This is a genomic window from Thalassospira lucentensis MCCC 1A00383 = DSM 14000, assembly GCF_000421265.1.
Taxonomy (GTDB): domain Bacteria; phylum Pseudomonadota; class Alphaproteobacteria; order Rhodospirillales; family Thalassospiraceae; genus Thalassospira; species Thalassospira lucentensis.
This window is the reverse complement of record NZ_ATWN01000002.1, coordinates 308,853-321,110: the sequence shown is the minus strand read 5'-3', so window position 1 is coordinate 321,110 and position 12,258 is coordinate 308,853. Positions and strand designations below refer to the sequence as shown.

The following is a 12,258-nucleotide window of genomic DNA, read 5'->3' as shown; positions in this document are numbered from 1 at the left end:
CTAAGCAAGCATCTACTATGTTGGTAAACTGATGGAAACTATCGACCAGATTCGGCTAAAACCCGCGACGATGAGTTTACTCAGTCAAAAATGGGTAGATTGGTTAAATGACATTGAAGTCGTCCGGTTTTCAAATCAAAGAAATCAGATGCACACCTTAGACAGTCAACGCGAGTTTCTAACCCGAAAACTGAACGACCCCAGTTCAAAACTGTTCGGAATTTTTTTTGCCCGTGCTCACATTGGCATGGTGGAACTTGGCAACATCAATCCAGAACGGGATTCTGCAGAAGTAAGATACCTGATCGGGGAGAAGACACTTTGGGGTAAAGGAATTGCTAGCTTCGTCGTCAAAAAAATGGTTGAGATGTCGCGAGAACTGCAAACCATCAAACTGCTGGAAGCCGGTGCCGACACACGGAACACAGGATCAATTAAGGTTTTGCTCAAGAACGGCTTTCAACCAGCCCACGAAAAAGACGATATTCAGTGGTTTCGAAAAGTAATTTAAAAACTTTAAGTTAGAAAATAGTAGTAATGAAATTGTTAAATAATCTCAAGAAGACTGTTGGAAAATTTCAATCCGAACTACAGCGTAAAAGAATAATGAAGGATCGAATACAGTTCGATTCGGCGCTGCTAGATCTCATTGACGAGACGAGGCCGAACTCAAAACCGAATATATCTGCATTCATTGATTGCACTTGGGAAAACCCACATTTCTGGTACAGGACATCACTTCTTGTTTCCGCCTTAAATATCGAGCTCACGTCATCTGTTGGTTACATTGGATATTTTAGACACCGCGAGATTTCCAGTACGTTAAAAGCATTCGGGATCTCAAACAAAAAGCATCACAAGCAGTTGATGCCTCCTGTGAAAGACGTGACCGAACTGGCGAACGATCTGATCGCAAAGACGACCTCTCCAAACGATATTGTAGAATGGAAATTACCATTCGATTTCCCCGGAACCGTGTTCTACGATACTTTGCTCAAAGCGCAAAAAACCGGCTTCGTTGATCATCGACGACATGGCTTCAAAGAGCTTTTGATCACCTGTCTACAATCATTGATTGCAACCCGTAAAGCGCTTGAATCCAGCGATTCTGACATTGTGATATGTAGCCATAATATCGGGGAGATTGCGGCGCCTCTCGCATGGCATGGTCTGCAACTCAATAAACAAGTGTATATATTGTATGGTGACTTCGGTGGACAACGTTTTCAGAAAGTGAACTCAGTTGAGACGTTTTTGCGCTGCATTGCTCCGCCAACACGGTCAGAACTCGATAACAGCAGTACACAACAAAAAACGAATCTTATCCGAAATGGAACCGAATATCTCGCAGAACGATTTGCCGGGCAAGCGGGAGATATAGCTTCCGCGCTTGCTTATACTGGTGAGAACAGTGATCTGCAGTACGAAGAAATGTTGAGCGCTTGCAACTGGACAAGCGACAAACCGCTTATCTCGATTTATATGCAGAACTGGTTTGATTTTCCACACAGTCTTGGCCTGGAAAGATTCAGAGACTTTTACGACTGGATAGAAGCAACCTTTACCGTCATCCGCGAACAGAAAAACGTAAATTGGTTGATACGAGCGCATCCCCTTGACGAACGGTATGGCGTAACTGAAAACGAGTCTGTCCGTTCAATGGTTAAGGCGCTTGACCTAGTTCACATAAAAAGTTGCCCACCCCATATCAACAGCATGACTGTTATAAAGAAATCAACCGGGATCATTACTGCGTGCGGATCAATAGGACTTGAGGCCACCTGCCACGGAACACCGGTTTTAGTTGCAGAGAAGGCTTGGTACGGGGAACATGGCTTTGTTATCGAACCAGGCTCGCGCAGCGGTTACCTGACAACACTAACGAGAGCTTGGTGGACTGAAGTCGATACAAAGAAAGCTAAGGAGTATGCAGCACGCTACTCCGGTTTCTATTTCGGGTATCCTGATTGGCAGAAAGGACTCATCCATCAGGATGACTCGCAACAGTTCGGGCTTTATCCGGGATTAATGCGCCTAATGAACGAGACCAGAGGTCAGATTAGAACTGAAATCCTAACCTTGCGTGCATGGTCACAATCAAGCAGCACGCAGTACCACACTTACAAGAACCTCCGCGCAAACGATTATGTGCATGCTTCAATGTCAAACAGCTTGCTGTCAAACTAGAGGTTAGGCCCAATTTTCGCAGCGCCTAGTTTCGAAAACCTAACCATATAGGGGGAAATTTTCGGCACATCTTGATCGCCAAGATTAAACCAAGTTAGCTGGTAACTCTGTTTTCGACTGGGTTTACCAAGTTTCAACGATCAATTACACGTATTCTAACTGGGTTAAACTCCAAGCTACCTGCTATGCAGAGTCAAGTCTCTGAGCCATCTCCCAAGACGTCTCCAACTTTTCCTTTAAATGCCAATTATTATCGCGAATCTCCCAGATATCTCTATTTCGAAAACCTTCAACCAAGTCCCAAAACTCCTCCTCTGGCATATCAACGAATTTGCAGAACCTTCGAATATAATCGATGTCACACTTGCCGTCGAACTTACGACAAAGTTCAATGCCCTCATCACGGGTAAGACGTCCCGCACGGATATCAAGTGCAACCTGCTGAGCCGTTTGCCCAAAGCCTAATTTGAGATACTTTACAAACTGGTTGACGATAACAAAATCCTCATCAAGCATTGTGTGGTTGTGAAGGAACCCCGTCCGCGCAGGATCTGCATCTTTCCCTTCGCGCACTTTCATGCCACGTTCGACAGCAAAACGAGCATTGTTTTCCTGATCATAATCTTCGATGTAGTAGCCCAGATAAATTAGTTTCAGATCATTTTTTAGAATGCGTTCTTTTTCAGGAAACCTGAACAAGAACATTTTTTCTTCCGTATTATAGTCATCCAAATACGGCGAAATATCACCACCGCGCAGAGTGTTCATAGAGACAACGTTTGTTGCATCTCCATCACGCGATCCACTTCCACTACCGACGGTGACAAATGGGTTCTCTCCTGCACAGGCCAATGGAATGTTATTTTGCAGTGCAGTGCGTGGAATACTTGCGTAAAGAGCCAAATCCGAAGGATTTACCCAGTTCCCAAGTTTGACGAATGAATGCTTGATCGCCCGGCGAAAGACCTCCGGTGAGGGCTGAACCGTTATGACGTCAAACCCTTTGTGGATGAGATTAGTCAGATTGCATGCACCCAAATCTGTTTGCTGCATTGGCGGATAGACGAATGAAACCAACAACGGGTTCATTCCAACCTCGCGCGCAAAGTATGCAAGCCGAGTGCTATCCTTTCCGCCACTCACCCCCACAATACAATCATATCCCATTGGAGATCGTCTACTCTTTGCCCACTCAACGATCTTGGCAAGCTCGGCCCGGCGTCGGTCCCACTCCGCAGCGTCATACGAGAGAGAATATGCGCAAGGCGTGCAGAGACCATCTTCTGTGAAGACCTGTCCCGGACGCGTATCGGGCTCCACACAGTTTTTGCAATACTTCACTGAATGTCCTCCAGTGCGGATATGCTTGGCTTATGACTTCCAAAACAGCTGTCTGGCAGTACAGAACTTGCCACAGGAGACTCTGGCCCGAAACCTTCGACATATCCTTTGCCGATCAAAACATAACTATTCGGGTTATTGTCTGGTTTCCGTGAACCGATCTTGACAAAATCGGTCCAACTCTCAAGCTGTGAAAGCTGGGCACGTTGATCAAATTCGGCGTCCAGTACTGAGCTTTTCAAAGACCATTTTCCGTCCTCGAACGCCCAAGCCTTAGGGTCTCGAAGCGCATTCACATGCTCGAAAAGTTCAGCTTCCGGCATCCCCAACCAATCACAGAAGATTGATGTGTCTTCAGGCACCTCATCTGATTGATGCTGACGCACCAATTCCAGCCCCTGTTCTCTGGTCATCCTGCGCAATCTGATTTCACGGCTAGCGTGGTCAGTCACCTTGCCGTAGCCAAACTTCCGGTATTTGATAAGATCGTGTAGCCCAGAGTAGTGGTATGAGTCGGTGTCGCTATAAGTATCGAATGTCCTTTTCTGGGGCGCGGTCTCATAGCCAAATATCTTGATCATCAACTCATTCTGCGACTTGGTATCCCAACGCAAGAAGTTATTGAGATATATTCCCCGCACCCCAATTGCTTCGAGCTCCTCATCATCCGGATATGTGAAAGGGCGGGTGTTGTAGTTCAAAAGGTCAGACGTGTCAGCGGCGAGATCAGAAATTTCGACCCCCATCAAATCATGATCTTTTCGATATTTGCGCGTCATCTCTACCTTTTGCAGATGAGAGAACATACCAACCTGATCAATCCCTTGATGCGCCCCCCAAATAATCAAAGGCACACGATATTGTACGGCGGCCCTTACCGGCCATACTGTCTGCCCCGCCAACACATGCCAGTAAATACTACCCAACTTTTGGATACTTGCTCTGGTCACGGCTTTCACTGTCTCTGATGACACGTTCAAGCCGGTCAAGTCGCAATCAAATGCTTGGCGCATATACGCCAAATTTCGGGTGGCCAGTTCTGTATTATAATGCCCGTTGTAGTAAACAAGCAAAGGCCTCAATCCGAGCACATGTTTTACAACATGCACGACAAACCAAGAGTCTCTGGCACCTGATACAGGAACGATGCAATCATAACTCATTCCTGATCGGCTTTTAAACGGCTGAACCAGTCGCTTCAATTCTTCAAATCTGCCCCCCCAGTCCAGAAGATCTTTCTCTTCATGCACCCTACAACCACTGCAAATCCCATCATCATCAATAATAAGATTTAGTGGATGGTTCTCCGGATATAGGCAGCGGTGGCAGTATCTCATATTACTTCCCGGTCAACTTTGATGAATCCAAGGTCGTCCAGATAACTCTCCGAACGTTTCAGAAGTCGGTCCTCTGTGGATATTGGCACCAACTCATACCTACACTGGCCACTAGATCGAAGATCGTGCCCCATTCTCTGAAGCTGTTTTTTGATCAGCATTACGCTATGTTCACAGTGATTGAGTATGTTCCCAACAACAACAGCTGATGCCTCAGTCATATTCAGGCACTCTGCGATATGCTCAGAACGCCCGACCCCGCCCATTGCGATAACGGGGATTTGAACACGGCGACTAACTTCCGCTATCAAATCGCAATCCAGACCACAAGCCAAACCATCCCTGTCGGTTGACTGTATCAGTAATTCTCCGACCCCAAATTTCTCTGCCCTTAACGCATAGTCCAAGACCTCGTCTCGGGAGATTATCGAACCATCCCGAGATGCAATGTCACTCTTTTTTGAAGAGTAATCGATACATGCGACGAGAGCCTGAGCACCAAAACTATCAACAACCTCGTGAAAGAGGCTTTCTATAAATTTGCTCCGGATCAGAACCTTGTCTGCACCTGCAGCAATAATCTGGCGCACCTGATCAAGAGATGTTACGCCGCCGCCGTAGCATAATGGAACAAATGCCTTTGCTGCGACACGCCTGATCATTTCGATATCTGGACCTCTTTGCATCCGATTACCCGAAATATCCAAAAGGCATATTTCATCAATACCCCAACGATTCAGAAACTCGGATGAAACCTCTGGGCTTCCAACAGGTAAATGCCGGCGGAACCCGAAACTTTGCACCGCAATACCGTCTCGAACGAGGATACTTCCGCCCAATCGTTTCAACAGCATTGTTCAACACCAGCAGACTTGGAAGACAAGACGATGTTCGTGAAATTTCGTAGCATAACGAGACCGGTTCTTTGGCTTTTCTCAGGATGAAACTGGGCGCCGAAAATATTGTCTTTTGCCAGCATAGAGGTGAATGAACCGAAATAGTTTGTCTGTGCCAATGCATCCGGGCAAGAAGCAGGCAAGGCAAAGCTATGATCAAAATACACCATCTCTCCGTCTTCTATTCGGCTGAGCATCCCATGCTCCGGTACGAGGCGCGAAATCGTATTCCAACCAACCTGAGGACGGCGAACCGGATGCTCTCCACGCCATCCGTCGGCAACAGGCACAACACACGAATTGATCCACCCCAACCCCTCGATACCGTCGCTTTCGCTTGAGCCGCGAGCAAGCAGATGCATTCCAAGACAGATCGCAAAAAGTGGCTTTTTCTTTTCTATGACCTCAAGCTGCAAGGCCTCAACAAAACCACCAGCTCTTAAATTATCCATGGCCTTGCCGAAACTACCCACCCCAGGAAGTATCAGACCATCAAATTCACGCAATTCTTCCGGAGTCCCGGTAACTACCGATTCAACGTTTAGAAAATTTAACGCGGATTGAACCGATCCAAGGTTGCCCATCCCGTAATTGACAATACCAATTCGCATTGAAATCACTCTCCGGAGCAAACGATTTTCAAATCACTTTCGACCATTTCTTTAACCAAGTCTTCGAAACACGTGGTCGCCGACCAACCCAGCTCGGCATTTGCCTTAGAGCAATCACCAAGTAAGAAATCAACCTCCGTCGGCCTAAAATAACGCGGGTCCACTTCAACCAAGCATCTGCCACTGGCTCTATCAAGGCCCTTTTCGTCAACGCCTTTCCCAACCCACTCTATTTCGAAGTTAATATGTCGAAACGCCAGTTCTACAAATTCACGCACGGAATGTGCTTCCCCGGTCGCTAGCACAAAGTCATCTGGCTTCTTATAATGCAAGATGCGCCACATACCCTCAACATAGTCTCGGGCATGTCCCCAATCACGTTTTGCATCAAGGTTGCCTAGATACAATTTGTCCTGTTTGCCAAACTTGATCGCAGCAACAGCTCTTGTAATTTTCCGAGTCACAAAGGTTTCGCCGCGGATAGGGCTTTCGTGATTAAACAAGATACCGTTGGAAGCGAAAATTCCGTATGCTTCCCTGTAATTCCTCACAATCCAGTAAGCATATAACTTTGCTGCCGCATATGGGCTTCTCGGCTGGAAAGGTGTCCCCTCACTTTGGGGCGCCTGAGCATCCCCATAAAGCTCGGAAGTCGAGGCCTGATAAAACTTGGTCGTTTTCTCTAGTCCTAGAATCCTTATAGCCTCAAGCAGACGAAGTGTGCCAAGGGCATCTGCATTCGCTGTATATTCAGGAGTTTCGAAACTGACATGCACGTGACTTTGGGCGGCCAAATTGTAGATCTCGTCAGGTTGAGTATCCTTGATAATTCGGATTAAATTTGTTGCGTCAACCATGTCCCCATAATGCATGGTAAACGTACGATTTTCTTCGTGCAAATCCTGATATATGTGTTCAACACGGCCAGTGTTGAATGATGAAGACCTTCTTCGGATACCGTGGACGTTGTACCCCTTATCCAGCAATAACTCGGCCAGATAGGCACCATCCTGACCTGTCACTCCCGTTATGAGCGCAGTTTTACCCATAGAGAAAATCCCCATTTTTCGCAAAAATTATTCAGACTGGTGTTGTGGCTATCTTTACGCAGTTTCTCAAGTATTATTTCATAAAGTCATGGTCTGTATATCGTGTGGATATACCATGCTGAACCATGGATTAAGCCAATTGAACCAAAAAAGGCGAGGCATCTTCCAAAAGCTAGAAAGTGCTAACTTCAAACTTTGGTCACCGTAGCCCCTCATACGTCAACGTCTCCAAGCCAGCCTGCTATCAAGCCCTCAAAAAGTTTGTAGTTATCGCTAACAAATTGTAAAACCCAGTAATCTCGCGCGACCAATACTATTGAGGGACCAAAATGAGTTTTCCTAAACTAGTTCTTCGTAAAATATTATTCCAATTTCCGTCATGGTTAGAAAAGTGTTCTCACATAAACAGAAGCCTTCGTTTTCAGAATTTTGAGAACCGGTTCCTCGGAAAACTCGATTTGTCCAATAATCGTCAAGATCTTCATAGCACCATTCGAAGAAAACTGGGGAGCATACCAATTGATTACTTTGAATTTGGTGTATATTCTGGAAAATCTTTCCTTCCATGGCTTGAGGAAAATAAAAATCCTTCCAGCAAGTTTTACGGATTTGATACATTCACAGGCCTACCAGAAGATTGGGACAAGAACAGACCAAAAGGGACGTTCGATACAAATGATACGGTTCCTGACACCAAAGGGGATCACAGGGCTACTTTCATCAAAGGAACATTTCAAGAAACATTGTATAAATTTCTTGATAACTATGTTCGCGCGGAAGACATACATCTAATAATTCATATTGATTGTGATATTTTTACTGGTGCTATTTATTCGTTGTTTGGTATCGAGCCTTATCTAAAATCTGGCGATATCATAATATTCGACGAATTCAAGGATCATAATAACGAGTTTCGTGCATTTGAGATTTTCACTTCAAGCACCAATATTGAGCTACAGCCCTTCTTGAAATCAAAATCAAATAATCAATGGGCATTTGCTGTGCATAGAACAGTCGATTGACTTCTGGAGCATTAATTGGTGAAGATCTGCATAGGATACAAGGTCGTCTCCGGTCCATGGGGTGGAGGAAACAGTTTTTTCTCTTCTCTCACCCGAGAACTATCAAAGGCCGGCCATATCGTCGTCAACAACTTAAATGATAACGATATTGACGTAATTGTTATCACCGACCCCAGATACGGTCGCCGCAACAAGTCCATCCCCTTCAGCTACAGAGCTGCTTGGCTCTACACCCGAGAAATCAATCGCAATTGCCTTATTGTTCACCGTATCAACGAGTGTGACGAGCGGAAAAACACGAGGCACATGAATCAGTTGCTGAAAAAATGCAACCAAGCTGCCGACTACACGGTATTCGTAGGTTCTTGGTTGAAGTCCCTTGACCTTTGGCAAGGTCCGAAGCGAATGCCGAACTCGGTCATACTAAATGGCTCAGATCAGGACGTCTTCAATCGCAAGGGATTTATACCATGGAATGGCTCGGGTCCTCTAAAGCTTGTCACCCACCACTGGGGAGGCAACTGGATGAAGGGCTTTGATATTTACGACCATATTGATCAGATGCTTGCCCAGCCAAAGTGGAAAGGAAAAATTGAATTTTCCTATATTGGCAACACGCCAGATGGTTATAAGTTTAAAAATGCTAGACTTGTTGAACCTTTGTCAGGAGAGGCACTGGCGGATGCACTACGAGAAAACCATGCCTATGTAACCGGGTCTTTAAATGAGCCCGGGGGCAACCATCAAAACGAAGGCGCGCAGTGTGGCTTACCTGTACTGTATCTTCGAAGCGGCTGCATGCCCGAATACCTCAGTGGTCACGGACTGGAATTTACTGACAAGACTGATTTTGAGTCAAAACTTCTGGAATTGATTGAGAATTACGAGCTATGGGAACAAAAAACCAAAAGTTATCCTCATAATTCTTACAAATCTTGCCAACAATGGATTTCTCTTCTTGAGAATATAATCAAAAAGAAAGAGAGCTTTCTGCTCGATAGAGATGAATACAAAATTGGTATCTGGCGGAAAATCAGAAATATCTGGCGTAAATAATGTCTAAAATCGACAGCAATTATAAGCAATCGCTCCGATGGGCGTGGAGAGCCATTCAAACGGTGATTTCATTCTTACCCAAAAGCAGGAATGGCATTTCGGTTTGGTACGGAGGAGCGCGCGCTGGCGATATTGGCGGCCCCTTGGTGAAAGTCAAACGCCTTAAAGAACATTTCCCTGAACAAAGATACAGACACTCCATTGTCTATACGCTTTCAAATACTCCTTATTTGACAAAACTTGCATTTAAATCACTCAAATCAAAGAACATACCGATTGTGCTGAATCAAAACGGCGTTTTTTACGGGGCCTGGTTTGACGGCGATTGGCAAGAAAAGAACAAGGAAATGTCGATTGCGTGGATTAATGCCGACCATGTTTTTTGCCAAAGTGAATTTTGCCTTCGATGTGCTGAAACTTTTTTGGGTAACCGAACAGGCGAGACAGAAATTTTATATAATGCTATAGATCTGGAACATTTTTCTCCAGGCACTAGCGTTTCTCAAGACAGAGAACCAACATTTCTTGTTACAGGAAAGTTCGATAGTCACATGTTCTATCGGATTGAAGCCTCTTTGAGAGGCTTCGAAATAGTGCGCAATTCGGGCCTAAATGCCAAAATAGTAATTGCCGGCTGGATGTCAAATGACTGCCTTAAGAAGTGCAATCAACTAATAGACGCCCTGGGAGTAGAGGAGCACACCTCCTTATTAGGAAGCTACACGCAAGAAAATGCACCCGATATCTATCGTTCGGCCGATGTTTATCTGATGCTAAAACACAATGACCCTTGCCCAAACACCGTTTTAGAATCGCTCGGGTGTGGATTGCCCGTCCTGTACTCAAATTCTGGCGGCGTGCCCGAACTTGCTCCCGGTCTTAGCGGGCACCCACTTGAAGTCGATCAAAGCTTTGAGAAGACGTACACTCCTAGCCCCGAAGTGATCGCAATGGGTATGGAAGCGATACTCCAGAACCTACCTGAAAGAAAAATCGCTGCACGTAGGCGGGCAAAAGAGGCCTTTGACATCAACAAATGGGTTCATCGCCACAGGAAAGTTTTTGATACTCTTCTAGCGAAAAACCGGACCCGATAGTCAACAATACAGCCTACTCTTCCGCAGACTGATTACCGTTCATCTTTAGGAGGAAATTGCACTTTCAAACACCCGCAAAGTCTCTTCACTCACATGATGCTCGATCCCTTCGGCATCAAACTCTGCCGTATCGGGATCAACGCCAATTGAGACGAGGAAATTATAGACGATCTGGTGGCGGTCGCGACATTTTTTGGCGAGCGTTTCACCTTTTTCTGTCAGAAAAATCGAGCGGTATGGGCGGGAGGTGACAAAACCGTCGCGCTCAAGGCGTTTGATGGTGTTATTGACCGTTGCGGCCGTGACGCCGAAGCGTTCGGCGAGCGCGACAGAGCGTGCCTCGCCTTCCTCATTGATCAAATCGCCAATCATTTCAACGTAATCTTCGGTGACCTCGCGGGCATGTGCGTCGCGCAGGCGGGCAAAGACTTCGGCCTTGTTATGGCGCGGGTTTAACGTCGGCTTATCGCCCATCGGTCTCTCCAAACAGTATCTCCGAAATCTTCATAACAACTAAGTGTTCAAAAAGCAATTTAGCCTTGACTAACTTTAAAAGTCCGCACATAGATAGTGGGTATTCTATTGAATGATTTTAACTTGCTGTCGGGACCCGTCATGACCCTTCGAAATGTTGCACGCCGTCTTTGCCTGATCGCCATCCTTGGTGTGTCTGCCCTTGCTGGCCTCGGCGCCACCGCTGGCATGGCCTTTGCCAAGCCGTTGAATGTTGTCGCAACCACATCCATGATCGCCGATGCGGCCCGTCAGGTTGCGGGCGATCGGGCGGAGGTCACCGCCTTAATGGGCCCCGGGGTTGATCCGCATTCGTATCGTCAGACACGCAGCGACATTGCCGCCATGGCGCGCGCCGATCTTGTTTTGTGGCATGGTCTTTATCTTGAAGCGCAACTCGAAGAGTTTTTCCTTGATCTGGAAAAGCGCCGGAATGTGGTCGCAGTTGGCGAAGCCATCGACAAGAGCAAGCTTTTGAGTCATGCGGATTACGATGGCCGATACGATCCGCATGTCTGGATGGACCCGCAGCTATGGGAAACCGTGGTTGGGGCTGTACGTGATGCACTGATCAAAACCGATCCCGATGGCAAAGCGATCTATACCGCCAATGCCGACAAACACATTGCGGATATTGAAAAGCTGATTGGCTATATGAACTCGGTCACCACCTCTGTTCCGGAAAAAAGCCGTGTGCTGTTGACCGCACATGATGCCTTTAGTTATTTCGGGCGCGGGTATGATTTTGAGGTTCTGGGCATTCAAGGCATTTCAACCGAATCCGAGGCCGGGCTGCGCCGGGTCGAAGAGCTGGTTAACATCATTGTTGATCGCAATATTTCGGCCGTGTTTGTCGAAAGCTCGGTGCCTGAACGCAATGTCCGTGCCCTGATCGAAGGGGCCGAGGCCCGTGGGCAAAATGTCATCATCGGTGGTACACTGTTTTCCGATGCCATGGGGGAACCGGGCACCTATGAAGGCACCTATATCGGTATGATCGATCATAACACCACCCTGATCACCCGTGCGCTGGGTGGTGATGCGCCTGAAACCGGAATGCAAGGTGAACTTGCACCAAGCTCATAACGTAAAGACCGCAAGTGCCAAGCAGGTGAAACATTGATAAAATCAATGATTAAATGCACACAG

At 46.5% G+C, this 12,258-nt stretch carries 12 protein-coding genes; 6 read left to right on the top strand and 6 right to left on the bottom strand.

Annotated features, from left to right (window positions below; all coding sequences use genetic code 11):
- The first annotated feature begins 31 nt into the window (after positions 1-31).
- Both K355_RS0105595 and K355_RS0105590 read left to right on the top strand, forming a co-directional pair.
- Positions 32-511 carry a GNAT family N-acetyltransferase gene (locus K355_RS0105595; protein ID WP_022731132.1) on the top strand — a complete coding sequence of 160 codons (480 nt, stop codon included), beginning with the start codon at positions 32-34 and terminating at the stop codon, positions 509-511.
- A 26-nt stretch (positions 512-537) separates the two neighbouring features.
- The gene (locus tag K355_RS0105590) at positions 538-2,187 is read left to right on the top strand and encodes a hypothetical protein (RefSeq protein WP_022731131.1); all 1,650 of its coding nucleotides are present in this window, start codon (positions 538-540) and stop codon (positions 2,185-2,187) included.
- 183 nt (positions 2,188-2,370) lie between these two features.
- On the opposite strand, the gene K355_RS23185 is transcribed toward K355_RS0105590, so the two are convergent.
- From K355_RS23185 to gmd, 5 genes are read right to left on the bottom strand one after another with little or no spacing between them, the layout of a single operon-like run.
- The gene (locus tag K355_RS23185; RefSeq protein ID WP_240626313.1) at positions 2,371-3,507 is read right to left on the bottom strand and encodes an N-acetyl sugar amidotransferase; all 1,137 of its coding nucleotides are present in this window, start codon (positions 3,505-3,507) and stop codon (positions 2,371-2,373) included.
- 17 nt (positions 3,508-3,524) lie between these two features.
- Positions 3,525-4,865, bottom strand: coding sequence for an N-acetyl sugar amidotransferase (locus K355_RS23180; RefSeq protein WP_022731129.1), 1,341 nt, complete (start codon positions 4,863-4,865; stop codon positions 3,525-3,527).
- On the bottom strand, positions 4,862-5,719 hold the full coding sequence (locus K355_RS0105575) for a HisA/HisF-related TIM barrel protein (RefSeq protein WP_022731128.1): 858 nt from the start codon (positions 5,717-5,719) through the stop codon (positions 4,862-4,864). Before K355_RS0105575 ends, K355_RS23180 begins: the two co-directional genes overlap by 4 nt.
- A complete protein-coding gene (gene hisH, locus K355_RS0105570; RefSeq protein WP_022731127.1) occupies positions 5,710-6,372 on the bottom strand; it encodes an imidazole glycerol phosphate synthase subunit HisH in 663 nt (220 codons plus the stop codon). Before hisH ends, K355_RS0105575 begins: the two co-directional genes overlap by 10 nt.
- A gap of 5 nt (positions 6,373-6,377) precedes the next feature.
- Positions 6,378-7,421, bottom strand: coding sequence for a GDP-mannose 4,6-dehydratase (gmd, locus tag K355_RS0105565; RefSeq protein WP_022731126.1), 1,044 nt, complete (start codon positions 7,419-7,421; stop codon positions 6,378-6,380).
- A 458-nt stretch (positions 7,422-7,879) separates the two neighbouring features.
- Between gmd and K355_RS0105560 the strand changes: the two genes are divergently transcribed.
- Genes K355_RS0105560 through K355_RS0105550 form a run of 3 tightly spaced genes read left to right on the top strand, consistent with a single transcriptional unit; the run spans position 7,880 to position 10,596 of the window.
- Positions 7,880-8,443: a class I SAM-dependent methyltransferase gene (locus K355_RS0105560; protein ID WP_162142277.1), complete on the top strand. Its 564-nt coding sequence runs from the start codon at positions 7,880-7,882 to the stop codon at positions 8,441-8,443.
- Between the two features lie 15 nt (positions 8,444-8,458).
- Complete coding sequence (locus K355_RS0105555; RefSeq protein ID WP_033368555.1) at positions 8,459-9,499, top strand: glycosyltransferase family protein; 1,041 nt, start codon at positions 8,459-8,461, stop codon at positions 9,497-9,499.
- On the top strand, positions 9,499-10,596 hold the full coding sequence (locus K355_RS0105550; protein ID WP_022731123.1) for a glycosyltransferase family 4 protein: 1,098 nt from the start codon (positions 9,499-9,501) through the stop codon (positions 10,594-10,596). The genes K355_RS0105555 and K355_RS0105550 overlap by 1 nt, the downstream gene beginning before the upstream one ends.
- Before the next feature lie 45 nt (positions 10,597-10,641).
- On the opposite strand, the gene mntR is transcribed toward K355_RS0105550, so the two are convergent.
- Positions 10,642-11,070: a manganese-binding transcriptional regulator MntR gene (mntR, locus tag K355_RS0105545; protein ID WP_022731122.1), complete on the bottom strand. Its 429-nt coding sequence runs from the start codon at positions 11,068-11,070 to the stop codon at positions 10,642-10,644.
- Between the two features lie 141 nt (positions 11,071-11,211).
- Here mntR and K355_RS0105540 point away from each other — a divergent pair, with 141 nt between their 5' ends.
- Positions 11,212-12,195, top strand: coding sequence for a metal ABC transporter solute-binding protein, Zn/Mn family (locus K355_RS0105540; protein WP_022731121.1), 984 nt, complete (start codon positions 11,212-11,214; stop codon positions 12,193-12,195).
- Positions 12,196-12,258: the final 63 nt, after the last annotated feature.

What these genes read in the sequence shown, in the direction of transcription:
- K355_RS0105590 (WP_022731131.1), top strand. Translation starts at nt 538, where the DNA reads ATGAAATTGTTAAATAATCTCAAGAAGACTGTTGGAAAATTTCAATCC.
- hisH (WP_022731127.1), bottom strand. Translation starts at nt 6,372, where the DNA reads ATGCGAATTGGTATTGTCAATTACGGGATGGGCAACCTTGGATCGGTT.
- K355_RS0105595 (WP_022731132.1), top strand. Translation starts at nt 32, where the DNA reads ATGGAAACTATCGACCAGATTCGGCTAAAACCCGCGACGATGAGTTTA.
- K355_RS0105575 (WP_022731128.1), bottom strand. Translation starts at nt 5,719, where the DNA reads ATGCTGTTGAAACGATTGGGCGGAAGTATCCTCGTTCGAGACGGTATT.
- K355_RS0105550 (WP_022731123.1), top strand. Translation starts at nt 9,499, where the DNA reads ATGTCTAAAATCGACAGCAATTATAAGCAATCGCTCCGATGGGCGTGG.
- K355_RS23180 (WP_022731129.1), bottom strand. Translation starts at nt 4,865, where the DNA reads ATGAGATACTGCCACCGCTGCCTATATCCGGAGAACCATCCACTAAAT.
- mntR (WP_022731122.1), bottom strand. Translation starts at nt 11,070, where the DNA reads ATGGGCGATAAGCCGACGTTAAACCCGCGCCATAACAAGGCCGAAGTC.
- K355_RS0105540 (WP_022731121.1), top strand. Translation starts at nt 11,212, where the DNA reads ATGACCCTTCGAAATGTTGCACGCCGTCTTTGCCTGATCGCCATCCTT.
- gmd (WP_022731126.1), bottom strand. Translation starts at nt 7,421, where the DNA reads ATGGGTAAAACTGCGCTCATAACGGGAGTGACAGGTCAGGATGGTGCC.